The sequence below is a fragment of the Kitasatospora sp. NBC_00458 genome, assembly GCF_036013975.1.
In the GTDB taxonomy this organism is placed as follows: domain Bacteria; phylum Actinomycetota; class Actinomycetes; order Streptomycetales; family Streptomycetaceae; genus Kitasatospora.
On sequence record NZ_CP107904.1, the window covers coordinates 3,725,678 to 3,752,178 of the forward strand.

17 protein-coding genes are annotated in these 26,501 nt (G+C 75.1%); 5 read left to right on the forward strand and 12 right to left on the reverse strand.

Annotated elements, in window-relative coordinates:
• The first annotated feature begins 161 nt into the window (after positions 1 to 161).
• Positions 162 to 1,487, forward strand: a complete 1,326-nt coding sequence (locus tag OG550_RS14985; RefSeq protein WP_327677765.1) for an SWIM zinc finger family protein — start codon at positions 162 to 164, stop codon at positions 1,485 to 1,487.
• Complete coding sequence (locus tag OG550_RS14990; RefSeq protein WP_442906000.1) at positions 1,487 to 3,121, forward strand: DUF5691 domain-containing protein; 1,635 nt, start codon at positions 1,487 to 1,489, stop codon at positions 3,119 to 3,121. The genes OG550_RS14985 and OG550_RS14990 overlap by 1 nt, the downstream gene beginning before the upstream one ends.
• Before the next feature lie 140 nt (positions 3,122 to 3,261).
• Here OG550_RS14990 and OG550_RS14995 read toward each other — a convergent pair whose 3' ends face one another.
• Positions 3,262 to 3,669 carry a cobalamin B12-binding domain-containing protein gene (locus OG550_RS14995; RefSeq protein WP_327677770.1) on the reverse strand — a complete coding sequence of 136 codons (408 nt, stop codon included), beginning with the start codon at positions 3,667 to 3,669 and terminating at the stop codon, positions 3,262 to 3,264.
• A 320-nt stretch (positions 3,670 to 3,989) separates the two neighbouring features.
• On the opposite strand from OG550_RS14995, the gene OG550_RS15000 reads away from it, so the two are divergent.
• Positions 3,990 to 4,811, forward strand: coding sequence for a M23 family metallopeptidase (locus OG550_RS15000; protein ID WP_327677772.1), 822 nt, complete (start codon positions 3,990 to 3,992; stop codon positions 4,809 to 4,811).
• Positions 4,812 to 4,918: 107 nt separating this feature from the next.
• Here the strand turns inward: OG550_RS15000 and pcrA are convergent, their stop codons facing one another.
• The 4 genes from pcrA to OG550_RS15020 form a co-directional block, all read right to left on the reverse strand.
• Positions 4,919 to 7,579 (reverse strand): DNA helicase PcrA, encoded by a 2,661-nt coding sequence (gene pcrA / locus OG550_RS15005; RefSeq protein WP_327677773.1) that lies wholly within the window; start codon positions 7,577 to 7,579, stop codon positions 4,919 to 4,921.
• A 51-nt stretch (positions 7,580 to 7,630) separates the two neighbouring features.
• Complete coding sequence (locus tag OG550_RS15010; RefSeq protein WP_327677774.1) at positions 7,631 to 8,836, reverse strand: acyltransferase family protein; 1,206 nt, start codon at positions 8,834 to 8,836, stop codon at positions 7,631 to 7,633.
• A 259-nt stretch (positions 8,837 to 9,095) separates the two neighbouring features.
• A complete protein-coding gene (locus tag OG550_RS15015) occupies positions 9,096 to 9,800 on the reverse strand; it encodes a response regulator transcription factor (RefSeq protein ID WP_327677775.1) in 705 nt (234 codons plus the stop codon).
• On the reverse strand, positions 9,793 to 11,199 hold the full coding sequence (locus OG550_RS15020) for an ATP-binding protein (protein ID WP_327683898.1): 1,407 nt from the start codon (positions 11,197 to 11,199) through the stop codon (positions 9,793 to 9,795). Before OG550_RS15020 ends, OG550_RS15015 begins: the two co-directional genes overlap by 8 nt.
• Before the next feature lie 238 nt (positions 11,200 to 11,437).
• On the opposite strand from OG550_RS15020, the gene OG550_RS15025 reads away from it, so the two are divergent.
• Both OG550_RS15025 and OG550_RS15030 read left to right on the forward strand, forming a co-directional pair.
• Positions 11,438 to 12,973: a PspC domain-containing protein gene (locus tag OG550_RS15025; RefSeq protein ID WP_327677777.1), complete on the forward strand. Its 1,536-nt coding sequence runs from the start codon at positions 11,438 to 11,440 to the stop codon at positions 12,971 to 12,973.
• Positions 12,970 to 13,182, forward strand: coding sequence for a hypothetical protein (locus OG550_RS15030; RefSeq protein ID WP_327677779.1), 213 nt, complete (start codon positions 12,970 to 12,972; stop codon positions 13,180 to 13,182). The genes OG550_RS15025 and OG550_RS15030 overlap by 4 nt, the downstream gene beginning before the upstream one ends.
• Positions 13,183 to 13,251: 69 nt before the next feature.
• Here the strand turns inward: OG550_RS15030 and OG550_RS15035 are convergent, their stop codons facing one another.
• The 7 genes from OG550_RS15035 to OG550_RS15065 all read right to left on the reverse strand — a co-directional run bounded on the left by OG550_RS15035 (position 13,252) and on the right by OG550_RS15065 (position 26,252).
• Entirely contained in the window at positions 13,252 to 14,397 is a 1,146-nt protein-coding gene (locus tag OG550_RS15035) for a QcrA and Rieske domain-containing protein (protein WP_327677782.1), read from the reverse strand.
• A gap of 197 nt (positions 14,398 to 14,594) precedes the next feature.
• Positions 14,595 to 16,190, reverse strand: coding sequence for a glutamine-hydrolyzing GMP synthase (guaA, locus tag OG550_RS15040; protein ID WP_327677784.1), 1,596 nt, complete (start codon positions 16,188 to 16,190; stop codon positions 14,595 to 14,597).
• Between the two features lie 1,054 nt (positions 16,191 to 17,244).
• The gene (locus OG550_RS15045) at positions 17,245 to 18,831 is read right to left on the reverse strand and encodes a hypothetical protein (RefSeq protein ID WP_327677786.1); all 1,587 of its coding nucleotides are present in this window, start codon (positions 18,829 to 18,831) and stop codon (positions 17,245 to 17,247) included.
• Between the two features lie 693 nt (positions 18,832 to 19,524).
• A complete protein-coding gene (locus OG550_RS15050) occupies positions 19,525 to 21,315 on the reverse strand; it encodes a GMC family oxidoreductase (protein WP_327677788.1) in 1,791 nt (596 codons plus the stop codon).
• A gap of 137 nt (positions 21,316 to 21,452) precedes the next feature.
• Positions 21,453 to 23,096: a succinic semialdehyde dehydrogenase gene (locus OG550_RS15055; RefSeq protein ID WP_327677790.1), complete on the reverse strand. Its 1,644-nt coding sequence runs from the start codon at positions 23,094 to 23,096 to the stop codon at positions 21,453 to 21,455.
• Positions 23,097 to 23,237: 141 nt separating this feature from the next.
• Positions 23,238 to 25,016: a protein kinase domain-containing protein gene (locus tag OG550_RS15060; protein ID WP_327677792.1), complete on the reverse strand. Its 1,779-nt coding sequence runs from the start codon at positions 25,014 to 25,016 to the stop codon at positions 23,238 to 23,240.
• Between the two features lie 186 nt (positions 25,017 to 25,202).
• The gene (locus tag OG550_RS15065; protein ID WP_327677795.1) at positions 25,203 to 26,252 is read right to left on the reverse strand and encodes a protein kinase domain-containing protein; all 1,050 of its coding nucleotides are present in this window, start codon (positions 26,250 to 26,252) and stop codon (positions 25,203 to 25,205) included.
• Positions 26,253 to 26,501: the final 249 nt, after the last annotated feature.

Consider the following 26,501-nt stretch of genomic DNA (forward strand, 5'->3'; position numbering starts at 1 on the left):
CGGCCGCCGGGCACACGGGTGGCGTGGCGGCAAGGTGATCGGGGGGAGCCAGGTCGGCGTCCCGGCCTGCGGGAACCACCCTGCACCGGACCACTGACAATCCTGACCGGACCTCAGTTCGGGCCGCCCGACTGTCAGTCCCCCCGCCTAACGTCGTCGGCATGGAGGAACGCTGGAGCACCGAACACGTCCTGTCCCTGGCGCCCGACGCCGCCTCGAAGAAGGCCGCGGGCAAGCTCTCGGCGCCCGCACCCTGGTCGGCCGCCGGCACCGACGGCGACGCGGTCTGGGGCGAGTGCCGGGGCAGCGGCAGCACGCCCTACCGCACCGTCGTCGAGCTGGCGACGCCCGCCTACCAGTGCAGTTGCCCGAGCCGGAAGTTCCCGTGCAAGCACGCGCTCGGACTCCTCCTGCTCTGGAGCTCCGCCCCCGACGCCGTGCCCGCCGCCGCCGAGCCCGCCGACTGGGCGGCCGACTGGCTGGCGGCCCGCCGGGACCGCGCCGAACAGCGCGTCACCAGGGCCGAGGCCCCCGCCGACCCGGCCGCCGCCCGCCGCCGCGCCGAGAAGCGCTCCGCCCGGGTCGCCGCCGGCGCCGCCGAACTGCGGCTCCGGCTCGCCGACCGGGTCCGGCACGGCCTCGCCGACCAGTCCACCGCCGGCCCCTGGGAGGAGGTCGCCGCCCGCATGGTGGACGCCCAGGCCCCCGGCCTGGCCACCCGGGTCCGCGAGCTCGACTCCGCTCCGCAGCACGGACTCCTGGAGGAGTACGCCATGGTCCACCTGCTCGCCACCGCCGCCACCCGGGTCGACGAGCTGCCCGCGCCGCTCGCCGCCACCGTCCGCGCCCGGATCGGCTACACCACCGACACCGCGGAGCTGCTGGCCGGCCCCACCGTCCGCGACCGCTGGCTGGTCCTCGGCAGCCGGACGTCGTCGATGGAGGGCGGCGCCGACGACCGGCTCACCACCCGCCGCGTCTGGCTGCGCGGCGCCAAGACCGGCCGGCCCGCGCTGCTGCTCGCCTTCGGCCGCCCCGGCCAGGCGCCCGACCTCGCCCTGCCCACCGGCCGGCCGGTCGAGGCCGAACTCGCCTTCCACCCCGGCGCCCGCCCGCTGCGGGCCGTGCTCGGCACCCGGTACGGCGCCCCCGAGGCGGCGCCCGACGGCCCGCCGTCCGGGCTCACCGTCGCCGAGGCCGTCGCCGGCTACGGCACCGCCGTCGCCGACGACCCCTGGCTGGACGCCTGGCCGACCGTCCTCACCGACGTCGTCCCCGTCCTCTCCCCCGAGGGCTGGCACCTCACCGACGGCCGGCACACCCTCCCGGTCCACCGCGCCGCCACCCCCGAGGCCGCGCTCTGGCGGCTGGCCGCCGTCTCCACCGGCCGCCCGCTCACCGTCTTCGGCGAGTACGGCCACCGCGGCTTCGCCCCCGTCACCGCCTGGGGTCCGGACGGCCGCCCGATCGGCCTCACCACCGCCTGATGTCGACCGACCGCTTCACCGGAGGAGCCCCCGTGCCCGACCCCTGGGAGTCCCTGCACACCGCCGCCCTGCTCGGCACCGACCGCCGCCCGCTCCCCGCGCCCGACCCGGCCGCCCCGTACGCCCGGGACGTCGACCGCACCGACCAGGCCACCGCGCTGCTCGAACTCGCCGCCCTGGAGACGGTCCGCCGCCGCGCCGGCGCGCTGCCCGTCCCCGCCGCCGGACCGCCCGCCGACCCCGCCCCGGAGGACGGGCGCCCCGAACTGCCGGCCCCGGCCGCCCGCCGCCTCTCCCTGCTGCTCTCCAGCCGCGGCACCGGCGCCGGCGTCCTCGCCAACCTCGGCGAGCTGCTCCCGCAGTGGCTGGCCACCGCCCGCGCCCGCGGCCTCCGCCCGCCCGCAGCCACCGTCCCGGCCCTGCTGGACGCCGCCCGGGCCCGCAGCGAGCTGCGCCCCGACGCGGTCGCGCTGGCCGGCCCGCTCGGCCGCTGGCTCGCCGACCGCAACCCGGACTGGCGGTTCGTCCTGCGCACCACCGCCGGATCACCGCCGGGCCCGGAGGCGGCCGCCGGGGGCGACCACCTCTGGCACGAGGGCCTGTTCGCCGAGCGCGTCACCCACCTCACCCTGCTCCGCCGCCGCGACCCGGCCGCCGGCCTGGCCCTGCTGAGGAGCACCTGGCCCACCGAGCGCGCCGAGGACCGGCTGCTCTTCCTGGACGCCCTCCAGGAGGGCCTCTCGCCCGCCGACGAGCCCTTCCTGGAGGCCGCGCTCGGCGACCGCAGCAAGAACGTCCGGGCCACCGCCGCCGAGCTGCTGTCCACCCTGCCCGGCTCCGCGCTCGCCGCCCGGATGGCCGAGCGCGCCCGCGCCGCCGTCCACCTCTCCGAGCACGGCACCCACCTGCTGGTCACCCCGCCCACCGCCTGCGACGCGGCCATGCAGCGCGACGGCATACCCCCCAAGTCGCCCACCGGGCGCGGCGAACGGGCCTGGTGGTTCGGCGAGGTGATCGCCGCCGCGCCGCTCGCCGTCTGGCCCGCGCACACCGGTCTGGCACCCGACCGGCTGCTCACCCTGCGGGTCGGCGACTCCATCGACGAGACCAGCAGCACCTGGGCCGACGACCTGCGCGAGGCCTGGGCCCGGGCCGCCGTCCGCCAGCAGGACGCCGACTGGGCCCGCGCGCTGCTCGGCCCGCCGCCCTCGCCCGCCCCCGGCCGGACGGCCCGGAGCGCCCGCACCACCGGCGCCCCGGCCAAACTGCTCGCGGTGCTCCCGCCCGCCGAACGGGCCGCCTGGACGGCCGCGTTCATCGAGGCGCACGGCCTGGGCGAGGCCTTCCAGCTGCTCGGCGCCTGCGCGACACCGTGGACCCCGCCGCTCTCCACCGCCGTGGTGGGGGCGCTGGACCGGGCCGCCGCCTCCGGCGCCTACCCGTGGAGCCACAGCGGAGTGCTCGGGATGACCGAGCGCGCGCTCTCCCCCGGGGCCGCCGAAGCCGTCGAGGCGCTGGCCGCCGGCGCCGCGCCCGCCACCGCCTGGGGCGAGACCTTCGCCCGGCTGGCCGGCACCCTGCGCTTCCGCGAGGCGATGCTCGCCGAACTGGCCGGTCCCGCGGACGCCGCCTGACCGGTCCGGGAGTCCCCCGGCCGGTGCGGCCGGCCGCACCCCGCACGAACACGCCCGGCGGGAACGCACCGGGCCGGTACGGGGAACCCCCGCCCCGTACCGGCCCACGCCGTTCGAAAACCGGTCAGCCGGTCAACCGGTCAGCCGGCGGCCCGGAGGTTGGCCGTGACCCAGGCGACCACGTCGCTGGTCGGCGTGCCCGGGGTGAAGATGTCGGCGACGCCCATCGCCTTGAGCTCGACGATGTCCTCGTCCGGGATGATCCCGCCGCAGAAGACCTTGATGTCCTCCGCGTCGCGCTCCTTCAGCAGCTCCAGCACCCGCGCGCAGAGCGTCATGTGCGCACCGGAGAGGATCGAGAGCCCGATGCCGTCCGCGTCCTCCTGGATCGCGGTGTCGACCACCTGCTCCGGCGTCTGGTGCAGGCCGGTGTAGATGACCTCCATGCCGGCGTCGCGCAGGGCGCGCGCGATGACCTTGGCGCCGCGGTCGTGGCCGTCCAGCCCCGGCTTGGCGACCACCACGCGGATCGGTCCTGACACACCCATCACTGCCTCCTGGACCTCGTCGTCCACCACCCCGCCGCACCTTGTGGGCGCGGGCGGGGTTAACGAGCAATAACCAATCTGAGGGGAGGTTAGCGTCACCCGCCCCGGTTGGCCGTGCCGCCCCTCAAGAGGAGGGGAAAATCACAGGCCACCCCGCATCCGCGCGCCCCGGTCCCCTCCTCCGGTCCACCCCGCAAGCACACACCCGCAGCCTCTTGACATCCGGACTTTTGTCCGGATGTCAGCCTTCCGGCTACAGTCTCGGCTGTTTTCCCCTCGCCCGACGACGCACCCGTGGCCCACCGAGGAGGCAGCCCGCGATGGCTTACGAAGCAGTCGCCCGCCCCACCCGTGCGGAGCTGCGCGTCGCCGCCCGCGAACAGTCGCGCGCCCAGCGCCGCGACGCCGCCAAGGCCGCGACCCGGACGGCGCTGCTGCGGGTCGCGCTGCCCTCGGTGGCCGCGCTCGGCGTGGCCGCGGCGGCCGCGATCACCGTGCAGGGCGAAGCCGACCAGCAGCGCGCCCAGGCGACCGGCCGGACGCCCGAACAGACCGCCGGGACCACGGACGACGCGGCGGGCAGGGCGGCCGCCGAGCAGGCCGCGCAGAGCGCCCAGCAGGCGCTCGCCGCCGGGGACGCCGCCCAGGCCTCCCGCGGCGACGCCAGGCAGCAGCTCTCCGGCGCCCAGGGCGCCCCCGAGACGGCCACCCAGGCGGCGGCCGCCGCCGAGGCGCCGAAGCGCCCCGCGGTCTCCCTGCCGGTGGCCCAGGCCGGCCTCGGCGAGGTGTTCGGCGCGGCGGGCACCCACTGGGCCAAGCGCCACACCGGCATCGACTTCCCGGTGGACGGCGGCACGCAGGTCCTGGCCGTCACCGACGGCACCATCCGCACGCAGTGGAACGCGTCGTACGGCTACATGTCGATACTCAAGATGTCCGACGGCACCGAGGCCTGGTACTGCCACCTGCGCTCGTACAAGATCCGCAAGGGCACGGTGAAGGCCGGCGACGTCATCGCCTTCGTCGGCAGCAGCGGCAACAGCACCGGCCCGCACCTGCACTTCGAGATCCGCCCGGGCGACGGCGGTGCGCCGGTCGACCCGCTGCCCTGGTTCCTCGCCCAGGGCGTCGACCCGCGCTGACCCGGCCCCCGGGCGCCCCCGGGCCGCGGAGCCGCCCCGGCCGGCACCCGCAGGCCCGCGCCGACCACCGGTCGACGCGGGCCGCAGGAGGGGACCTGAGGCGTGTCCTAGAGCTTCTCCACCGGCGCGTACCGCAGCAGCAGCTGCTTGCGCCCCTCCGTGCCGAAGTCCACGGTCGCCTGCGCCTTGTCGCCGACCCCGGTGGTGGCCACCACCGTGCCCAGCCCGAAGGTGTCGTGGGTGACCCGGTCGCCGACCGCGAGCGCCACCACCTCGCGCTCGACCGCCGCACCGGTGCGCCGCGCCGACTGCCCCCAGCCCGCCTTCGGCGAGGCCGCCGCCGAACCCCGCGACGAACCCCCGCGCGACGACGGACCGCCGGACGAACCCCCGGACGAGCCGCCCGACCTGCCGCCCCAGGACGACCCCGAGGAGTACCCGCGCGAGGCCGGCGCCGACGACGCCCCCCTGCGCTTCCACTCCACCAGCGACTCCGGGATCTCCTCCAGGAACCGCGAGGCCGGGTTGTACGCGGGCTGCCCCCAGGCGCTGCGCAGCACCGACCTGGTCAGGTAGAGCCGCTGCCGCGCCCTGGTCAGGCCGACGTACGCGAGACGCCGCTCCTCCTCCAGCTCCTTGACCTGGTTGAGCGCCCGCATGTGCGGGAAGATCCCGTCCTCCATGCCGGTCAGGAAGACCACCGGGAACTCCAGGCCCTTCGCGGTGTGCAGGGTCATCATCGTGATGACGCCCCGCCCCTCGTCGTCCTCGTCGGGGATCTGGTCGGAGTCCGCGACCAGCGCGACCCGCTCCAGGAAGTCGGGCAGCGAGCCGACCGGCGGGGCGCCGTCCTCTCCGGCGTCCGGCCGCTCGCCCGGGTCCTGCTCGTACTCCAGGGCGACGGACGCCAGCTCCTGGAGGTTCTCGACCCGGGTCTCGTCCTGCGGGTCGGTCGAGGACTGCAGCTCGGCCAGGTAGCCGGTCTCCTCCAGCACCGCCTCCAGCACGGCGGCCGGGCCGGCACCGGACTCGACCACCTGCCGGAGGCCGGCCAGCAGCGCGTTGAACTTCTTCACCGCGTTCGCCGAGCGGGCCGCCAGTCCGTACGCCTCGTCGACCCGGAGCAGCGCCTGGGCGAAGGAGATCCGCTCGCGCGCGGCCAGCGCGTCGATCATCGCCTCGGCGCGCTCGCCGATGCCGCGCTTGGGCACGTTGAGGATCCGGCGCAGCGGCACGGTGTCCTCGGGGTTGGACAGCACCCGCAGGTAGGCCAGGACGTCCTTGACCTCCTTGCGCTCGTAGAAGCGCACCCCGCCGACCACCTTGTAGGGCAGGCCGACCCGGATGAACACCTCCTCGAAGACGCGGGACTGCGCGTTGGTCCGGTAGAAGATCGCGACGTCGCCGGGCTTGGCGTCACCGGCGTCGGTGAGCCGGTCGATCTCGTCGGCGATGAACTGGGCCTCGCCGTGCTCGTCGTCGGCGACGTAGCCGACGACCTTCTCGCCGTGCTCGCCGGCCGTCCAGAGCTTCTTCTCGCGCCTGCTGCTGTTCCGCTCGATGACGGCGTTGGCGGCGCTCAGGATGGTCTGGGTGGAGCGGTAGTTCTGCTCCAGCAGGATCGTGGTGGCGTTCGGGTAGTCCTCCTCGAACTGGAGGATGTTGCGGATCGTCGCGCCGCGGAAGGCGTAGATCGATTGGTCCGCGTCACCGACGACGCAGAGCTCGGCGGGCTCCACCTCGGCGAGCCGCCCGGCGGCCGGGTTCACGTAGTCCCCGTCGGCGGTGCGCTTGGGCGCGACGGCGGCGCCCCCGCTCAGCTCGCGGACCAGCGTGTACTGGGCGTGGTTGGTGTCCTGGTACTCGTCGACCAGGATGTGCCGGAACCGCCGCCGGTAGTGCTCCGCGACGTCGGGGAAGGCCTGGAGGAGGTTGACCGTCGTCATGATGATGTCGTCGAAGTCGAGGGCGTTGGCCTCGCGCAGCCGCCGCTGGTAGAGGAAGTACGCCTCGGCGAGCTTCTTCTCCATCGGGTTGGCGGCCTGGTCGGCGTAGGTCTCCTCGTCGATCAGCTCGTTCTTCAGGTTGCTGATCTTCGCGGTGAAGGACTTCGGCGGGAACTGCTTCGGGTCGAGGTCGAGGTCCCGGCAGACGAGGGCCATCAGCCGCTGCGAGTCCGCCGAGTCGTAGATCGAGAACGACGAGGTGAAGCCGAGCAGCTTGGACTCGCGGCGCAGGATCCGCACGCAGGCGCTGTGGAAGGTGGAGACCCACATCGCCCGGGCCCGCGGGCCGACCAGCTGCTCGACGCGCTCGCGCATCTCGCCGGCGGCCTTGTTGGTGAAGGTGATCGCCAGGATCTCGCCCGGCTGCACCCCGCGCGCGCCCAGCAGGTGGGCGATCCGGTGGGTGAGCACCCGGGTCTTGCCGGAGCCCGCGCCGGCCACGATCAGCAGCGGCGAGCCGGCGTGCAGGACGGCCTCGCGCTGCGGGTCGTTCATCCCCTCCAGCAGCTTCGCCGGGTCGATCACGGGCCGGGCGGCGCCGTTGCGGTACCAGGCGTCCCGTTCGGCCTCGGCGCCGCCGCCGGGCTCGCTGAACGGGCTGCTCTGGAACAGCCCGTCCGGGATCGCCTCCTCGTAGGCGTCGTACGGGGCGTCGTCCCCGTACGGCGGCGGCTCCTCGTCGATGGGCGGCGCGGGCTGCTTCGACCCGGCGGCCGGGGCCTCGAAACCGGGGAGCGGGAGGTCGTCAAAGAGGCTATTCATGGCACTCCGAGTCTATGGCCACCCACCGACAGACCCGCCCGGCCCGGAGCCCTACCGCAGCGGCTGCGCGGCGCCCCGGCCGTCGGCCGAGGGCTGGGGACCGTCGGCCGAGGGCCGGACGCCGGTCCCCCCGGAGGCCGCCCTCATCGCCTCGACGGACTTGGTGAGGCGGCGCTTCAGCAGGCCGCCGAGCGGCCGCTCGACCAGCCGGTGCAGCAGCCAGGCCACGGACAGCGCCGCGACGAAGGAGACCGCCAGCGCCGCGCCGTTGCCGGCCCCCAGCGAGCGCAGCCAGTGGATCATGGTCCAGCCGGCTTCCTGATGGATCAGGTAGAGCGGGTAGGTCAGCGCGCCCGCCACGGTGAGCCACCGCCACCGCGCCCAGTCGAAGTACCCGAGGGCCACCGCGATGATCACCAGGTAGGCCGCGGTGATCACCGCGGCGACGACGTTCCACGACAGCGTGTGGCCGGCCGCCCCCTCGAACCCCCGCTTCAGCTCGTCGATCCGCCCCATCGAGGTGAGCCAGGTGAAGCCGACGATCCCCCAGAGCATGAGGTTGGGGCCGAAGCGGTACATCAGGTAGATCGCCACGCCCGCGATGAAGTACGGGGCCTCCAGCGGCATCACGAACAAGGTCAGCAGCGGGTTCCCCGCCTGGGGCACCAGCAGGGACGCCACCGCCCAGATGCCGCAGAAGGCCGTCACCCGGCGGTAGCTGAGGCCCATCCTGACGACGATGGCGAAGAGCAGGTAGAACTGCAGCTCCATCCAGAGCGTCCAGTAGACGCCGTCGATGTACGTGCTGTTCAGCGGCTTCTGGAACAGGGTGAGGTTGACCAGGACGGTGTTGGCGTCGATGCCGCCCCTGGCCGCCGCCCGGCCGAAGGTGGGCACGGCCAGCAGCACGACGGTGGTGAACAGGACCGCCGCCCAGTAGGCGGGCATCAGCCGCACCACGCGCGAGACGAAGAAGTCCCCGGGCCGGCGGCCCCAGCAGCTCATGCAGATGACGAACCCGCTGATGATGAAGAACAGCTGCACGCCGAGCCAGCCGTAGGAGGTGAAGCGCGACAGCTCCGGCATGAACTCGTGCGGGGTGCGGCCTCCCCAGATCTCCTTGGCGTCGCCGTCCGCGGTCCAGTGGAAGGACAGCACGGCGAGTGCCGCGATCAGCCGCAGGCCGTCGAGGGCGAAGAGCCGGGGCCTGCGCTGCGGGCGACCGTCCGCCGGCGGCAGCGGAACCGGCCCGCTCACGGGCAGTGGGTGGGTGGGTTCCGTCACGGGTGCGGACATCATGCTCACTCGGTGATTTCTGGGATCCACCGTCCCCACAGTGCGGACACGACGGAGAGGACCCGCAGAGAATATCGGGTTTGCCTGATATTTCTAAAGTGCCTTCATCGCACTGATACCTGCCGCCACTGGTACGCCGGACCATTCCGCCGCACTCCGCTCCCACCGCGCTCCGCCCCGGCCGCGGAGGCCGGGACGGGGCGCGCGCCGGGCCCGGCGGTCAGACCAGCCGGCGCGCCGTGGCCCACCTGGTCAGCTCGTGCCGGTTGCTCAGCTGGAGCTTGCGCAGCACCGCCGAGACGTGGCTCTCCACCGTCTTCACCGAGATGAACAGCTGCTTGGCGATCTCCTTGTACGCGTACCCGCGCGCGATCAGCCGCAGCACCTCCCGCTCGCGCTGGGTGAGCCGGTCCAGGTCCTCGTCCACCGGCGGGGTGTCGGTCGCGGCGAAGGCGTCCAGCACGAACCCGGCCAGCCGCGGCGAGAAGACCGCGTCGCCGTCGGCGATCCGGAAGATCGCGTTGACCAGATCGGTCCCGGTGATCGTCTTGGTCACGTAGCCGCGCGCGCCGCCGCGGATCACGCCGATCACGTCCTCGGCCGCGTCCGACACGGAGAGCGCCAGGAACTTCACCCCCCCCTGCTCCCCCATCAGCCCGGCCGAACGCCGCAGCACCTCGACCCCGCCGCCACCGGGCAGGTGGACGTCGAGCAGCACCACGTCGGGCCGCGTCTCGGCGACCACCCGGACCGCCGACTCCACGTCGTCGGCCTCGCCGACCACGTCGATCCCGGTCGCCTCGGTGCGCCCGATCTCGGCCCGGACCCCCGTCCGGAACATCCGGTGGTCGTCGACCAGCACGACCCTCGCGGTCCTCCCCGGTTCTCCGGCCGGAGAGACCCCCGTCGGCGCTGCCTCAGTCATCTGACCTCTCCATCTCCAGCTCGACCTCGGTGCCGCCGTCCGGCGCGGGCCGCACCCGTGCGGTGCCGCCGTTGCGCTTCATCCGGCCGAGGATCGACTCGCGTACGCCCATCCGGTCCTCGGGCACCGTATCGGGATCGAAGCCGGGACCGTGGTCGCGGACGAACACCATCACCGTCCTCCCCTCGACCTCGGCGTAGACCTGGACCGGTCCCCCGCCACCGTACTTGGCCGCGTTGACGGTCGCCTCCCTCGCGGCCTGCATCTGTGCCGTGATCCGCTCGTCCATCGGGCAGTCGCCGACGATCACCAGCTCGACCGGGACACCGTGCCGGTCCTCGACCTCGGCGACCACCGCGCGCAGCGACTCCGCCATGGTGTCCGGCGCGGCCTCGGCCACCGCCTCCGGCCGGTAGAGCCAGAGCCGCAGCTCGCGCTCCTGGGCCCGGGCCAGCCGCAGCACCTCCTTGGGGTCCTCGGCGCGGCGCTGGATCAGGGTCAGGGTGTGCAGCACCGAGTCGTGCACGTGCGCGGCGATCTCGGCCCGCTCCTGGGCCCGGATCCGGGCGGTCCGCTCGGCGCCGAGGTCCTGCCACATCCGCAGCGCGTACGGGCCGACCAGCACCAGCACACCGGCCAGCACCGCGAGCGAGGCCTCGACCACCGAACCGATCGTCGAACCGCTGCCCTGGGTGGCCAGGAACGCGATGGTGCCCGCCACCACCAGCAGCACACCGGCGCCGACACGGGTGTACGCGCCCCGCCGCCGGTTGCCCTCCTCCAGGCCGAACCAGCGCTGCCAGCGGGAGTCGTCGGCCTGCCGCCAGACCAGCGCCACGCCGACGCCGATCGCCAGCAGCGGCCAGGTGTACGGCTTGGCGGTCTGCACGTTCAGCGCGTTGAGCAGGGCGATCACACCGATCACCAGCATCACCAGCGCGGCGAGCTGGCCCAGCCCGCCCTGCCGCTGGGAGCGGGACGCGGCCCCGGTCCCGGTCCCGGTCCCGGCGGCGTCCGCCGGACCGCCGACCGCGTCGCCCGCCGCCACGGCGGGCTCGCCCTGCAGGGCGTGCTGCAGCACCTCGCGCAGCCGGCCGATCCAGCCGCCGCGGCGTCCGCCCTTGCTCAGCTCGGCACCGGCCGGCCCGCCGCCCTGCCAGGGCGAGGCCGGGACGAACGCCCCGTTCACGTACACCCAGTGCGTCCCCCCGCGCTGCGCGGGCTCGCCGATGCCGATCGGCACCACGAACCAGAACGCCGCGTACAGCAGGCCGCCGATCCCCTGCGCGAAGAAGAGCAGCACGAACGCGACCCGCACCCAGCTGACGGGCAGTCCGAGGTGGACCGCCAGCCCGTGCGCGACCCCGCCGAGCATCCGCCCCTGCGGACTGCGGTACAGCCGTCGGTACGGCGGCCGCCCGTCGCCGGGCGCGGCCGGGTCGACACCCCCGGTCGGCGGAGTGTCGGGGGCGAGGGGGCGGGGATCGGAACCGGGTGCTGCCACGGCACCGATCGTTCCACGCTGGCGTGCCGGGACGCATCAGGGTGGACCCCTGACCCTTCTCAGGGACAAGTCAGGGTCCGGACAGGGCTCGCACCGGTTGGGCGGGGCTCCGACACCCACCAGGATGGTGGTCATGACCGAAGACCCCCGCACCGAGGAGATCGAGGAGGCCGGGCCGAGCGCCCCGCCCGCCCCGGACCGTCCGCCGCTGAACCGGACCGAGCACCACCGCGTGGTGGCCGGCGTCTGCGGCGGCCTGGGTCGGCACCTGGACATCGACCCGGTGGTCTTCCGCGTCGTCACGGTCGTGCTCTGCCTCTCCGGCGGCCTCGGCCTCTTCCTCTACGGACTCGCCTGGCTGATCATCCCGACCGAGCCGGTCGCGGACGGCAAGGGCGACGGCCGCCCTGGCCGCACCGAACTCCAGCGGGTGCTCACCGGCCGGGTCGACGGCCAGTCGATCGGCGCGGTGCTGCTGACCGTGATCGGCACCGGCGTCTTCTTCTCCTCGATGGGCGACGGCGACCAGCTCTTCCCGCTGCTGCTGCTCGCCGGGCTGGTCTTCCTGGCCGTCCGCTACGACCCGGAGCGCCGGCGCGGCCGGACCCGCGGCCGCCGACGGCAGCGCCGCGGCCACGGCGGGCACGGCGACCCCGGAGGCCACGGCGGGCACGGCGACCCCGGAGGCCACGGGCCGCACGGCGGCCCGTACGACCGGTACTTCCCCGAGGCCGACCCGGCCGCCGGGCCGGCCTACCGCTGGCCGCGCGAGACCGAGGACGAGGAGGCACGCGAGCGGCACGCCCGGGAACGGGCCGCCGGAACCGTCCCCGCCGACACCCCGCACACCGGTCCGACCGGCTACCTGTGGGACCCGCGCCACCCCGAGCGCAACCCGTACGGCGGAGCCGCCCCGGCCCAGCCCTACGCCGGTCCGACCCCGCCGCCCGGGGCACCCGCCCAGCCGTGGTGGCAGCGCGCCGACCTGCCGCAGGGCGACCCGCTGCGCAAGGAGGGCGGTCCGGCCGCACCTCCCCCGCCGCCCGTGACGGTGCACCGGCGGGAGCGCTCCCCGCTCGGCCTGATCGGCCTGCTGCTGGCGGTGGGCGCGGCCAGCGCCGTCTGGTCGGCCTCCGCCGGCGGCCGGGCGGCCGTGCTGAACGGCACCGTGCTCGCCACCGCGCTGCTGGTGATCGGGCTGACCCTGCTGGTCGGCGCCAAGTTCGGCCGGGCCCGCCGGCTGGTGGTGCCGGGCCTGCTGCTCACCGTCGCGCTCACCGCCGTCGGCCACTCGTCGGTCTCGGCGCAGAACCTGCTCGGCGACCGCAGCTGGGTCGTCACCACGGCGGACCGGCTGGAGCAGAAGTACACCCTCGGGCTCGGCTCGCTGGAGCTGGACCTGAGCGCACTCGACCCGGCCGGCGGCGTCCTGAGCACCACCGCGGAGCTCGGTGCCGGCGACATGACGGTGACGGTGCCGGCGGACGTGACGGTGAACGTGCGGACCGAGACCGGGCTGGCCTCGGTCAATCTGCCGGGGCCGATCAGTGACAACGGCCCCGCCACCCGCAGCTACCAGCTGCTGCCGGTGAACGGCCAGGCATCCAAGGGAACGCTCGACCTCACGCTGAAGGTCGGGCTCGGCGACATCAGGGTGGTCCAGAAGTGAGGAAGCACCAGCTCGACCTCTTCTCGTTGATCGCAGGGGGGCTGTTCACCGTGATCGCGGTGCTCTACCTGGTGGCAGCGGTCAACGACGTCTCCGTGAACGGCCGGATCGTCATACCGGTGACGTTCATCGTGCTGGGCCTCGGCGGCCTGGCCGGGGCGGTGGCGGCGGCGGTCCGCCGCTCCAGGCCGGACGCCGAGCGGAGGTAGCGGGGCCGCCGCCGGGCCCGTCCCCGGGCGTCCCGGGAGGCGGCTCGCTCCGGGCGTGCCCGACACGCCCTAGCCCTCCAGCGGCCCGAGGTGGAGCTTCTCGCCCTCCTTGGTCACCCGGTACTTCGGCAGCGGCTTGGTGGCCGGGCCGTTGAGCACCGCGCCGGTCGCCGCGTCGAACCGGGAGCCGTGGCACGGGCAGTACAGCTGCCCGTTCTTCGGGGCGTCGACCGCGCAGCCCGAGTGCGTGCAGACCGAGGAGAAGGCGCAGTACTGGCCCGCCTTGGGCTGGACCACGTAGAGCGCGTCACCGCTGGCCGGGTCCTTGACCTGGGCCGATCCGCCGACCGGGACGCTCGCGGCGTCCACCGTGACGGGCGGCGCGGCGGAGGCGGGCGCCGCGGACTGCTTCGGCTTCCCGGCCGCCCCGTCCCGCCCGAAGGTGGCGGTCAGCGAGCCGGTGAGCAGCCCGGCGCCGCCCATCGCGACCGCCGCGATCCCGCCGTCCATCAGGGCACGCCGCCGGACGTGGTCCTCGTGCAGGCCGCGGGCCCGGTCGCCGGCGGCCCGCCGGGCGAGGTAGCCGTCCACCGAGAGGTACGGGGTGCCGGCGAGCACCAGCGGGGTCCAGGCCATCAGGTACACGAGGTCGTTGCCGAGGTAGTACGGGGAGACGTTCCAGCTGACGGTGAGCCAGAGGGTCAGGCTGAGCACCGCGCCGCCGGCCGCCGCGAGCCGCCCCCAGAGGCCGAGCAGGGTGCCCAGGCCGACGGCCAGCTCGCCGAAGGCGACCAGCAGGCCGAACAGGGTGGGGTGGTCCAGGGCGGGGCCGAGCAGGAAGGAGATCGGGCTGGACCCCTTGGCGAGCCTGGTCTGCGAGACGAAGGAGGCCGGGTCGCCCGCGCCGGCCAGGTAGTGGGTGTCGGCGAGCTTGTCGAGCGCCGCGTAGACGAAGGTGACGCCGAGGAAGAGCCGCAGCGGCAGCAGCGCCAGCCGCGAGCCGGCCGCCTTCCACCCGGCCACCCTGGCGGTTCTGCCGCCCGGGCGGCTGCCGCCCGTTCCGGCTCCGCCCGCGCCGGCCCCGTCCGCGCCGGTTCCGGTGCCGCTGCCGGTGCCGTCCGGGGTCACCGGCCCCGGGTCGGCCGGGCCCGAACCGGCCATGGCCGCGCCGGCCGTCGCCCGACCGGCCGCCACGGAGCTGCTGGCCTCCGCCATTCCCCACACCTTCCCTCACCGGCCCGCCACCGCCTGACAGGTCCGGACGCATTCTGCCCGGTAGTGAGCGCTTTCGGTGGGAGGGCCCACCCGGTGGGCGCCCGGTCCACCGCGAACGGCCGCGCCGTCGTCCCCTTGGTACGGGGGCGACGGCGCGGCCGTTCAACACCGGTCCGTACGGGACCGGTCGGGAGTGGCTACTCCCACTCGATGGTGCCCGGCGGCTTGCTGGTGCAGTCCAGCACCACGCGGTTGACGTCGCGGACCTCGTTGGTGATCCGGGTCGAGATCTTCGCCAGGACGTCGTACGGCAGGCGCGACCAGTCGGCGGTCATCGCGTCCTCGGAGGAGACCGGACGCAGCACGATCGGGTGGCCGTAGGTGCGGCCGTCACCCTGGACGCCGACGCTGCGGACGTCCGCGAGCAGGACGACCGGGCACTGCCAGATCTGGCGGTCCAGGCCGGCGGCGGTCAGCTCCTCGCGGGCGATCGCGTCGGCCTCGCGGAGCAGGTCCAGACGCTCCCGGGTGACCTCGCCGACGATCCGGATGCCCAGGCCGGGGCCGGGGAACGGCTGGCGCTGGACGATCTCCTCCGGCAGGCCGAGCTCCTGGCCGACCATCCGGACCTCGTCCTTGAACAGCTTGCGCAGCGGCTCGACCAGCTGGAACTGCAGGTCCTCGGGCAGGCCGCCGACGTTGTGGTGGGACTTGATGTTGGCGGTGCCGGTGCCGCCGCCGGACTCCACCACGTCCGGGTACAGGGTGCCCTGGACCAGGAAGTCGACCGACTCGCCGTGCTCGCCGGCCTCGGCGACGATCTCGGCCTGCGCCTGCTCGAAGACCCGGATGAACTCCCGGCCGATGATCTTGCGCTTCTCCTCCGGGTCGCTGACGCCCTTCAGCGCGTTCAGGAAGCGCTCCTGCGCGTCGACGACCTTCAGCTGCACACCGGTGGCGGCGACGAAGTCCTTCTCGACCTGCTCGGTCTCGCCCTTGCGCATCAGCCCGTGGTCGACGTAGACGCAGGTGAGCTTCCCGCCGATGGCCTTGTTGACCAGGGCCGCCGCGACCGCCGAGTCCACGCCGCCGGAGAGGCCGCAGATGGCGCGCTTGTCGCCGACCTGGGCGCGGATCAGCGCGACCTGCTCCTCGACCACGTTGCCGGTGGTCCAGGTCGGTGCGAGGCCGGCGCCGCGGTACAGGAAGTGTTCGAGGATCTGCTGGCCGTGGTCGGAGTGCAGCACCTCGGGGTGGTACTGGACGCCGTAGAGGCGGGCCTCGTCGTTCTCGAAGGCCGCGACCGGCACCACGTCGGTGGAGGCGGTGACGGTGAAGCCCTCGGGGGCCGCGGAGCAGGCGTCGCCGTGCGACATCCACACCGAGTGCTCCGCCGGGACGCCCTCGAACAGGGTCGAGCCGGAGCGGGAGACGGTCAGCGGCGTGCGGCCGTACTCACGGGCGCCGCTGTTGTCGACGGTGCCGCCGAGCGTCTTGGCCATCAGCTGGAAGCCGTAGCACATGCCGAAGACGGGGACGCCGGCCTCGAAGATCGCACGGTCGAGCTGCGGCGCGCCCTCCTCGTAGACCGACGAGGGACCACCGGAGAGGATGATCGCCTTCGGGTTCTTGGCGAGCATCTCGGCGACCGGCATGCTGCTCGGCACGATCTCGCTGTAGACCCGGGCCTCACGCACTCGACGGGCGATGAGCTGGGCGTACTGGGCACCGAAGTCGACCACCAGGACGGTGTCGGTCTCAGGCACGGACTGGACGGGAGTAGCAGAGGACACGGACGGCCTTCCGGCAGCGGAACGAAAGGTGTCGCACGCAGCGCGCCCTACGGAAGGGTGGCGGCGGGCGACGGGCGGGGGTCTGCCGTCGAGTCTACCGGCCGCCCGCGTTTCACTCGTCTGCCCGCCCTCGCGGCCGTGACCGCCCGGGCGGCCGGTTCGTTTCTCCTGGCGACCGTACGACCGCGCCGCGTCCGCCAGACGCGTCGCCTCCGCCCCGGCCAGGGGCGCCGCCGTACGGGCACAGCAGGACCACGCGTGGAGCTCGACCCAGTCCACCGGCGCGCGTGGCGCCGTCGCGGAACCGGCCTCCGGCCGGGCGTGACGCGCCGTGGGACCGTGCGCGGGTGCTGCGGCCGGCCAGCAGGGGACAGCGACCCCGGCCGCGACTGGACCAAGGAAGTGGGGCGGTCGGCCGCCGGGGACGCCCGGAGTCCGACCGCCGCACTCCGGCGCGCCCCGGCGCACTTCTCCCACCGTCCCGCGCCGCTACGCGCGTCCCCGTGCGCTCCGGCCGAACTTCACTACGCACCGTGATCATCGACGCCGCCGGCCCGAACACGCCCCGCAGGCCTGCGGCATCCCGCCGAGCCGGGGCCGGGCACCGGCGCGGCCGGAAGCGCCCTGTACCGAATCATGCCGAATCGGTTGCAGAGCAAGCCCTCCGTCCAGCACGATGCTGCGTGGAAGAGGTTCCCCCGGTGGTCGCAGGGCCACCTGAGGGGTGCCGTCCCGGTGCCTCCGCGACCGCGATGGCAACGATTATCACCTTACGCTCCGTGAGCGAGGGCCCGGCTCGGGCCTGCCGCCGCGGACCGTGCGCGCCCCCTGCGCCGGCCCACCCCCCGCCGGCCCCGCGGCGCCGTCCGCCCCGATGACCGACCGACCCGACGGCGCTCCTCCCCCGGCGCCGTCACCCCAGCACCGGCGCGACCCTGACGCCGAGTGCTGAACGACAAAGGGCCCCGTTCCCCCGCGGGGCCCTTTGCCCTGCCCGGGGCCGGTGGGCGGCCCCTCGGGGGCGCGCAGCAGTGCGGCGCACGCCCCCGAATCGCTACGGCTGGTCCCGCCAGACACTCGGGTCGACCGGGGCGTCCCCGCCCGGCCGCGCCCCGGGACCCGACCTCGGCCCCGAGCCGGCGGAACCGCGCGAAAGCGACTCCGACGAACCGATCACCTCGCTCACCCCCGGCCCCGGGCCTGCCCCGAACGACCCGAAGCCGTCCCCGGCCCCGTCCCCGAAGCCGTCCTCGGCCCCGTCCCCGTCCCCGTCCCCGAAGCCGGATCCGCCCGGACCGGCCTGCGCCGGCACCGCCCCGTACGGCCCGCCCTGCGCGGAGCGGCCGCGCACCGCGGCGAGCAGCGGCGGCACCGCCAGCGCCCCGACCCCCGCCCAGACCGCGTTCGCCACCAGCAGGGTGCCCGGCACCAGCGCGACGCCGTACTCGTACCCGACCTCCCGGACGCTGCCGACGTAGGGAACGGAGGAGAACGACGTGAGCAGGGCCCCGGACACCAGCATCAGCAGGCTGAGCGCCACCGCGTACACGGCCGCCAGCCGGAGCCGGTCGGCCGCGTCGAGCCGCCGCCGGTACGCCGTCCAGCCGAGCACGGCCGCGGCGGCCAGCGCGAGCAGACCGGCCCAGCGCCAGTCGGCGCTCTCGCCCTGCAGGTCGAAGAGCGAGAACTCCTCCACCTCGCGCGGGCTCCGGCGCCAGTCGGAGTCACCGGCCGAGGTGTCGTCGGTCGACCGGAAGGTCGCACCCGAGCCCACCCCGAGCAGCACCAGGCCGAGGTTGGGCAGGAAGGCCACCGCCGCCCCGGTCATGCCGCCCTCCCCCTGGACGGCCACCAGCACGAAGCCGACCGCCGACGCCAGGCCGACCGTGAGCATCAGTGCCCGGCCGGCCGCCAGGCCGGCGACCGCCCAGCCGCGCACCGCACGGTTGCGCCAGGCCGCCCAGCGCAGCGCGTCCGTCCCGTGCACCGCGAAGGCGAGCACTCCCGCCGCCAGCAGCGTCCAGCCGACCGCCTCCGGCCAGCCCGCGGACGCCGTGCTCGTCGCCCGGCCGCCGAACACGTCCCCCAGGACCCCGTCGTCCAGGTCGACGCCGCGGGACCGCCCGCGGAACCACTCGGCACCGGCGACCAGGCCGATCAGCAGGGTGACGGCGGCCGCCACGACGGCCGTGCGCAACGCCTCGCCGGCCGCCTGCCGACGGGTCCACTGCTCCCCGGTGAGGCGCTGGCGCCGGTTGGCCCCGGCGCGCAGGCCGAGCCAGAGCGTGAACAGCCAGAGCGCGGTGACCGCCATCGGCAGCGCCCGCACCGTCATCCCGGTGTCGGCGGTGCCGCTGCCGCCGAACGCCAGCCGGAACGGCGCGCCGAGCGCGGCCAGCGACATCGCCAGCGCCGCCCCGAACCGCTCGCCGAAGTCCGGTGCGCCGGTCAGGTAGGAGAACCGGTAGCCCTCGGGGATCGCCGCGACCAGCGCGGCGATCAGCAGGACGACGGTCGGCGCGATCACCGCGCGGAGGGCCGGGCGCCAGTCCGCGCCCGTGATCCGGCCGAGCGCCGCGGGCCGGTCGGCGGCCGGGTCGTACGGGCGCCCGGCTCCCCAGCTGCCCTCCTGGAAGGCCACGGCGGGTGGCCCCGGCGGCAGGGCCGGCGGGGGCAGGTCCGGCGCCGGAGGGAGGTCCGGCGCGGCGGGAAGCTCCGGCGCCGGGGGAAGCCTCGGTACGGGAGGAAGCTCCGGCCCCGACGACAGGACCGGCGCCGGCAGGTCAGGCGCCGACGGCAGGTCCGGCGCGGGAGGAAGGTCCGGCCCCGGCGGCAGGACCGGCACGGGCAGATCAGGCGCCGACGGCAGGTCCGGCGCCGGGGGAAGATCCGGCGCAGCGGGAAGCCGCGGCCCCGGCGGCAGGACCGGCGGAGGCAGGTCCGGCGGCGACGGGAGGTCCGGCGCGGGAGGAAGCCCGGGCCCGGCGGGAAGCCGCGGCCCCGGCGGCAGGAGCGGCTCGGGGAGCTCCGGCTCCGACGGCGGCTCCGACGGCGGGGGCGGTCCCGCCGCCTTCGGCTGCCCCGGCGGCGGGGGCGGCAGGAGCGGAGCGGGCGGCAGGAGCGGCGGCGCAGGCGGTCGCCCGCAGGCGTCGCAGGCGAGCGCCCCCTCCGCCGAAGCCGCACCGCAGGATGCACAGATGGCCATGGACCGTGTCCCCCGTCCGAATGAACTCCTGGTCCCCCCAGGGAGCCCTTTTCTCCCACCGGCCCCGGACGGCTGTCAACCGGCCCCGGCGCGGCGCGGGTTGACCGCACCGCAGCCGAACGACCCCCGCTAGCCGTGCTTCTTCGGCACCTCCGGGACCGCCAGCAGCGGCAGCCGCAGCGCGCCGAAGGCACCGGCCGGCACCGCCGGCGCGACCGGGGTGACCGCGGCGGTCCGCCGGTAGGCCTCGCCGGGCACCGGGCGGGTGTCCTCCTCGCCCTTGTTGGGCCACATCGACATGGCCCGCTCGGCCTGCGCGGTGATGGTCAGCGAAGGGTTGACGCCGAGGTTGGCGGAGACCGCCGAACCGTCCACCACGCTGATCCCGGGGTGGCCGTAGAGGCGGTGGTAGGGGTCGACGACGCCGGTCTCCGGGGAGTCGCCGATCGGGCAGCCGCCGAGGAAGTGGGCGGTCATCGGGATGTCGAAGATCTCGCCGACGCTGCTGCCGGCGAAGCCGTTGATCTCCTCCGCGAGTGCCCGCGCGCCCTGCTCCGCGGCCGGGATCCAGGTCGGGTTGGGCGCGCCGTGCCCCTGGTGGGAGGTCAGCTTGCCCTTGCCGAGGCCCTTCTCCTTCAGCGACACGGTGATCGAGTTGTCCAGCGACTGCATCACCAGACCGATGATCGTCTTCTCCGACCAGCGGTGCTGGTTCATCGACCGGGCGAAGGTCACCGGGTGGGTGACCGAGGTGCCCAGGTAGCGCAGCCAGCGCGGGATCCGACCGCCGCCCCTGACCTGGGCGATCGACAGCGCGCCCATCGCGTTGGAGCCCTTGCCGTACCGCACCGGCTCGATGTGGGTGTTCTCGTCCGGGTGGATCGAGGAGGTGATCGCGACGCCCTTGGTGAAGTCCGTGCGGGCGCCGTACCGCCGGTCGGTGGTCTGCGCACCCACCAGCGCCTCGGAGTTGGTCCGGGTCAGCTCGCCGAGCCGGGCGGAGATCCGCGGCAGGTGCCCGCCGGCCCGCATCCGGTGCAGCAGGTTCTGGGTGCCGTAGGTGCCGGCCGCGACCACCACCCGGGCGGCGGTGACGGTCCGCGCCCCGGCCTTGACCGGGTCGGTGGTGGAACGGGCGTCGGTGCGCCGCACGTCCACCGCGTAGCCCTCGCCCCACTCGCGGATTCGGGCCACCGTGGTGAGCGGGTGGATCTCGGCGCCGCCGCGCTCGGCCAGGTACAGGTAGTTCTCGGTGAGCATGTTCTTGGCGCCGTGCCGGCAGCCGGTCATGCACTCGCCGCACTCGGTGCAGGCCCGGCGGGCCGGTCCCGCACCGCCGAAGTACGGGTCGGGGACCTCCTCGCCGGGCGCCGTCCTGGCCCCGCCGTCCGAGTCCCCGCCGTCGCCGAAGAAGACCCCGACCGGTGCCAGGTGGAAGGTGTCGCCGACCCCCATCCGCTCGGCGGCGGCCCGCAGGTGCACGTCGGACGGGGTGACGGTCGGGTTGAGCCGTACGCCCAGCATCCGCTTCGCCTGGTCGTAGAACGGCGCCAGCTCCTCCTGCCAGTCGGTGATGTGGCGCCACTGGCGGTCCTCGAAGAAGGCCTTCGGCGGCACGTACAGGGTGTTGGCGTAGTTCAGCGAACCGCCGCCGACCCCGGCTCCGGCCAGGATCAGCACGTTGGCCAGCAAGTGGATGCGCTGGATGCCGTACAGGCCGAGCTTCGGCGCCCACAGGTAGTCGGCCAGGTCCCAGGAGGTCCTGGGCAGTTCGTCGCGCTCGAAGCGGCGCCCGGCCTCCAGGACGGCGACCCGGTAGCCCTTCTCGGTCAGCCGCAGTGCGGAGACCGAGCCCCCGAAGCCGGACCCGACCACGACCACGTCGTAGTCGAACTCCCGGCCACCACCGGATCCCACCATCTGCCACTGCTCCTTCGAAAAAACGGGACGAACGGGGACGAACTGCGGAACGACGAACGGCGAACACCCGACCGCGCACGGCTCACGGCTCACGGCTCACGGCACACGGCACACGGCGAACGGGGCCCTGCGAAGGGCTACTTGAAGCGCAGCGCCTTGAGCACCCGCAGCCCGCCGGTCATCACCGCCGCGAACTGCCGGTCCTCCAGCCCGAACGCGGGCGCGATCGGCATCAGCCGCTGGCTGGCGATGGTCTGCGCCTCGGTGAACCGCAGGATGCCCTCGGCGCCGTGCCGCCGGCCGAGCCCGGAGTCACCCATGCCGCCCATCGGCGAGGCGACCGAGCCGTACGCCGCCGCGTACGCCTCGTTGACGTTGACCGTGCCGGTGCGCAGCCGGGCCGCGACCGCGCGGCCGCGCCGCCCGTCCCTGGTCCAGACGCTGGAGTTGAGCCCGTAGGGGGTCGCGTTGGCGGCGGCCACCGCCTCGTCCTCGGTGTCGAAGCGGTAGACCGAGACGACCGGGCCGAAGGTCTCCTCGCCGCAGACCGCCATGTCGGGGGTGACGCCGTCCAGGATGGTCGGCTCGTGGAAGAACGGGCCGAGGTCCGGCCGGGCCCGCCCGCCGGCGACCACCGCGGCGCCGGCCTCGACCGCGTCCTCGACGTGCCGGACGGTCGCCTCAAGCTGCCGGCCGGAGACCAGCGAGCCCATGTCCGCGCCGTACGCGAGACCGCCGCCGAGCCGCAGCGCCCTGGTCGCGGCGGCGAACTTCGCCAGGAACTCGTCGGCCACCGAGCGGTGCACCAGCAGCCGCTCGATCGAGATGCAGAGCTGGCCGGCGGAGGAGAAGCAGGCCCGGACGGCGCCTTCGGCGGCCCGGTCGAGGTCGGCGTCGGCCAGTACCAGCATGGCGTTCTTGCCGCCGAGTTCGAGCGAGGCGCCGACCAGCCGGGCGGCGGCGCGCTGGGCGACGTCGCGGCCGGTGCGGGTCGAGCCGGTGAACGAGACGTAGTCGGCGTGCTCGACCACGGCCGGGCCGATCACCGGCCCGTCGCCGATCACCACCTGCCACAGGTCGGCCGGCAGCCCGGCCTCGATCAGCAGTTCGCGGGCCCAGAGCGCGGTCAGCGCGGTCTGCGTGTCCGGCTTGTTGACCACCGCGTTGCCGGCCACGAAGGCGGGCAGCGCGTCGCCGATGGACAGCTCCAGCGGGTAGTTCCACGGCGAGATGTGCCCGATCACGCCCTTGGGCCGGCGGGCCTCGATGGTCCGGGTGAGCACCGGCAGGGCGCCGCCGCGGCGCTTGTCGCGCAGGTAGCCCTGGGCGGCGCGCGCGTAGTGGCGGGCGCCCATGGCGACGGCGAGGACCTCCTCGAAGGCGTGCAGCCGGGCCTTGCCGGTCTCCGCCTGGATCAGGTCGAGCACCTCGTCCTGGCGCTTGAGCAGCAGGTCGTGGAAGCGCAGCAGGACGGCGGCGCGGCGGCGGACGGGCAGCGCGGCCCAGGCCGGCTGGGCGCGGCGGGCGAGCTCGAAGGCCACCTCGACGTCGGCCGGGGTGGACTGCGGCAGGCCGGCCAGCCGCTCGCCGGTGAGCGGGGCGACGGTCTCCACCAGGCTGGGCTCGCCGGTGGCGGTCACCCCGGCGACGAGGCGGTCGACCAGGGACGGCGGGACGGCCGAGGAGACCGTGCGCCCGCCGCCGGGCGCGGCGGGGTTGCGGCCCGGCGAGCCGGTGCCGGCGGGTTCGGTGGCCGTGGCAGCTGCTGTGAGGTCCGTCATAGGGCGCAGCCTAGGCGCTCGGCGCCCGGTTCGGTACCCGTCGGTAACAACAAACCGCCGCCGCTCGCCCGCACCGGCCCGACCGGCGGGCCGACCGCGCCGAGAGCGCCGACCGGACCGCGGGCAGCGGGACCCGCGCGATCAGCGGGTCGGCAGGAAGTGGTTCAGCACCAGGGTGAACCGCCGCTCACCCTCCTGCCAGTCCTTGTCGTTGTCCGGGCAGGACAGGTAGACGGCGTACGCGGTGCCGTCGTCGTCGATGAACTCGGCCTCGACGGCCCGCCGCCGGCCGCCCTCCTTCGCCGCGTAGCTGAACTCCCAGACCGCCGCGTCGTGCCCGTTCACCGCGACGCTGGTGAGCTTGTGCTGGCGGTACTCCTTGCGCTTGGAGACGGTGGTCTCCATCTGCCGCAGGTGGTCCAGCGGTTTGACCGACTGGCCGACCGTGACGGCGAACTGGAGGTAGTGCACCATCTTGTCCGGGCTGTAGTAGATCTGGGTCCCGTCGACGGAGCGCTCCCAGGCCGGGGTGGCCACCGGCAGCGGGAAGCGGAAGCCCGCCGGGTCGTCCACCCAGCGGTACCCGGCCGGCGCGGCTCCGGCACCGCTGTCGGCCGGCTCGGTGGGCTGCGGCTCCACGAGGGTCGGGCTGGGCTTGGCCACCGCCGTGCCGCTCGGCCGGGTCGCCAGGAAGGTCGCCCCGGCGGCCAGCACGGCCACGGCCAGCGCGACCGCGACGACGAGCAGCGCGCCACGGCGCTTGGCCGGTCCACGCGCGGGCGCGTCGGTGTACGCCACCGGCGCGACCGGCCCGGTGGGCGCCCCTTCGGGCACCCCGTGTCCCTGGAACGCCTCCACCCGCCGGGCCCCGGGCGACAGCTCGGACGACGGGCCGGACGGATCCGGGTCGGCGTCGCCCTCCGCGGGTGCCGCCGAACGGGGTACGGTCACCGCCTCCGGGCCCGCCCCGGACTGCGCTCCGGCCCCCGCCTCCGCCCCGGCCGACTCACCCGAACGGTCCACCACCGGCACCGACTGCGTCGGCATCCGCACCGGGGCGACCGGCTTGAGCCCCAGGGTGTGCCCGGCCTGCACCTCGGCCAGCATCCGGGCCGCCTCGTCCGCGGTCGGCCGCTCGTCCGGGTCCTTGGCCATCAGCGCCGCCAGCACCGGCCCCAGCGGCCCGGCCCGGCGCGGCTCCGGCAGCGGGTCGCCGACCACCGCGGCCAGCGTGGTCAGCGGCGAGGTGCGGCGGAACGGCGAGTCGCCTTCCACCGCCGCGTACAGCGTCGCCCCGAGACCCCACAGGTCCGAGGCCGGTCCGGGCCGGTCGCCCTGCGCCCGCTCGGGCGCCAGGTAGTCCGGCGAGCCGACCAGGTCCCCCGGACGGGTCAGCTCCGCCGACCCCTCGTAGGTGGCGATCCCGAAGTCCAGCAGCACCGCCCGCCCGGTGCCGTGCTCCAGCAGCACGTTGGCCGGCTTCACGTCCCGGTGCAGCACGCCCAGCTGGTGGCCCCGGTGCAGCGCGGCCAGCACCTGGCTGCCCACCTCGGCGGCGGCGCGCGGCGGCAGCGTGCCGTCCTGGCTGATCACGTCGGCCAGCGAGCGGCCGTCGACCAGCTCCATCACGATCCACGGCCGGCCGTCCTGCTCCAGCACGTCGTGCACGGTGATCACGCCGGGGTGCTTGATCCGGGCGGCCGCGCTGGCCTCCCGCTTCATCCGGGCGTGCAGGATCTGCAGCTCGTCCTCGGGCAGGTGGTTGACGGTGAGCTCCTTGACCGCGACCTCGCGGTCGAGCATCCGGTCCCAGGCCCGCCAGACCGTGCCCATCCCGCCCCGGCCCAGCCGGTCACCCAGCTCGTAGCGTCCGGCCAGCAGCCGCTCCTCGGCCGCCTCCGGCCGGTCCTCCGCGCCCATCCGCGACCGCTCCCCCTCATTCGCCTGCCGTCACCGCGACAGAGGGCCCGGTACAGACCACTCGGTGCAGACCACTCGGTGCAGACCACCAATCGAACACATCTCACGGACACATTAGGCGCCCGTTCCCCGCCCCGGTAATCTCCCCCACCCGCCGACCCGCCGGTGACGGCCCGGCAGGTTCCGTCAGCCTGCGAACAGCACCACGGCCACCACACCGAGCACCAGCAGCAGGAAGACGCCGCCGACCAGCACCGGGCCGAGCAGCGCCGGCGGTATCAGCGGCCGCCGCTCCGGACCGGGACCGTCCGCGGCGGGCCGCTCCGCGGGGAGCCGCTCCGACTTCGCGGCGGCCCGGCCGCCCGGACGCCGCCTGCGCGGCGCCGGCACCACCGGTCCCGCCGCCCGCGGCTCCAGCACCCGCGCCGCCCGCTCCTCGCCGACCGGCTCCGGCGCGGCCGCCAGCAGCGCCGCCAGCTCCCCCCGGATCTCCACCGCCGTCGGCCGCAGCCCCGGGTCGGGCTGCAACAGCCTTTCCACCAGCGGGCCCAGCGGCCCGCACGCGGCCGACGGCTCCCGCCGGCCGTCGCGAACCGCCGTGACCAGCTCCGGCACCCCGTTCTCCGGGTACGGCGAGCGGCCGGTCACCAGCCGGTGCAGCAGCACCCCGAGCGCCCAGCAGTCGCCGGCCGGACCGCCGTCCAGCGGCCAGCGCTCGGCCACCGGCCCGGCCAGGGTGGCCCGGACCTCGTACCGGCGGCGCCCGCCCGGTCCGCCCAGCTCCTCCGCCAGCGCCTCCTGCGCGGTCCCGGACAGCAGGCCGCCCAGCAGCGCCGCGCCGTCCTCGCAGACCAGCACCGACTCGGTGGTCAGGTTGCCGTGCGCCAGACCCGCCTCGTGCAGCGCCCGCAGCGCGCCCACCAGGTCCGCCGCCAACTCGGCCGCCCGGTAGGGCGGGACCGGTCCGGCCGCGACCAGCTCGGCCAGCGGCACCCCGGCCGGGCGCTCCTCGACGGTCCAGAGCAGATCGCCCTCGACGAAGGCCCCGGCCCCCTGGAGCAGCCGCGGATGCCGCGGCGCCGTGGAGCCGACCGCCGCCACCCGGCGGACCAGCCGCTCGCTCTGCTCCGGCACCGGGTCGTCCGGTTCGCGGCCCCCGGTCAGCAGCGCCGGCAGCTCCAGCGCCCGCAGCCGGACGACGTCACCGGTCCGTTCGTCCACAGCGAGAGCACTCACCGCCGCCGGACGGTCCGTCAGCCGGTAACGCCCCGCCAGCATCTGCCCCGGACCCGCTCGCATGCGTGTTCCTCTCGCTCACCACCCAGCCTAAGGCGTGTCCGACCGTTCCCGCCGGGCGCGCGGCCCCCGGCCCCCGGTCACGGGGCGTCCGCTCCGCCACCCGGCGGAGCGGGCACCGCACCGACACCGCCCGCCGACCCGGCGGCAAGGGCCGGGCCCGGCCCGGCGGGCCGTCGGATTAGGCTC

Excerpts from the sequence above, each read along its gene's own strand:
- OG550_RS14985 (WP_327677765.1), top strand. The coding sequence starts at position 162 with ATGGAGGAACGCTGGAGCACCGAACACGTCCTGTCCCTGGCGCCCGAC.
- OG550_RS14990 (WP_442906000.1), top strand. The coding sequence starts at position 1,487 with ATGTCGACCGACCGCTTCACCGGAGGAGCCCCCGTGCCCGACCCCTGG.
- OG550_RS14995 (WP_327677770.1), bottom strand. The coding sequence starts at position 3,669 with ATGGGTGTGTCAGGACCGATCCGCGTGGTGGTCGCCAAGCCGGGGCTG.
- OG550_RS15000 (WP_327677772.1), top strand. The coding sequence starts at position 3,990 with ATGGCTTACGAAGCAGTCGCCCGCCCCACCCGTGCGGAGCTGCGCGTC.
- pcrA (WP_327677773.1), bottom strand. The coding sequence starts at position 7,579 with ATGAATAGCCTCTTTGACGACCTCCCGCTCCCCGGTTTCGAGGCCCCG.
- OG550_RS15015 (WP_327677775.1), bottom strand. The coding sequence starts at position 9,800 with ATGACTGAGGCAGCGCCGACGGGGGTCTCTCCGGCCGGAGAACCGGGG.
- OG550_RS15025 (WP_327677777.1), top strand. The coding sequence starts at position 11,438 with ATGACCGAAGACCCCCGCACCGAGGAGATCGAGGAGGCCGGGCCGAGC.
- OG550_RS15035 (WP_327677782.1), bottom strand. The coding sequence starts at position 14,397 with ATGGCGGAGGCCAGCAGCTCCGTGGCGGCCGGTCGGGCGACGGCCGGC.
- OG550_RS15050 (WP_327677788.1), bottom strand. The coding sequence starts at position 21,315 with ATGGTGGGATCCGGTGGTGGCCGGGAGTTCGACTACGACGTGGTCGTG.
- OG550_RS15055 (WP_327677790.1), bottom strand. The coding sequence starts at position 23,096 with ATGACGGACCTCACAGCAGCTGCCACGGCCACCGAACCCGCCGGCACC.
- OG550_RS15060 (WP_327677792.1), bottom strand. The coding sequence starts at position 25,016 with ATGGGCGCGGAGGACCGGCCGGAGGCGGCCGAGGAGCGGCTGCTGGCC.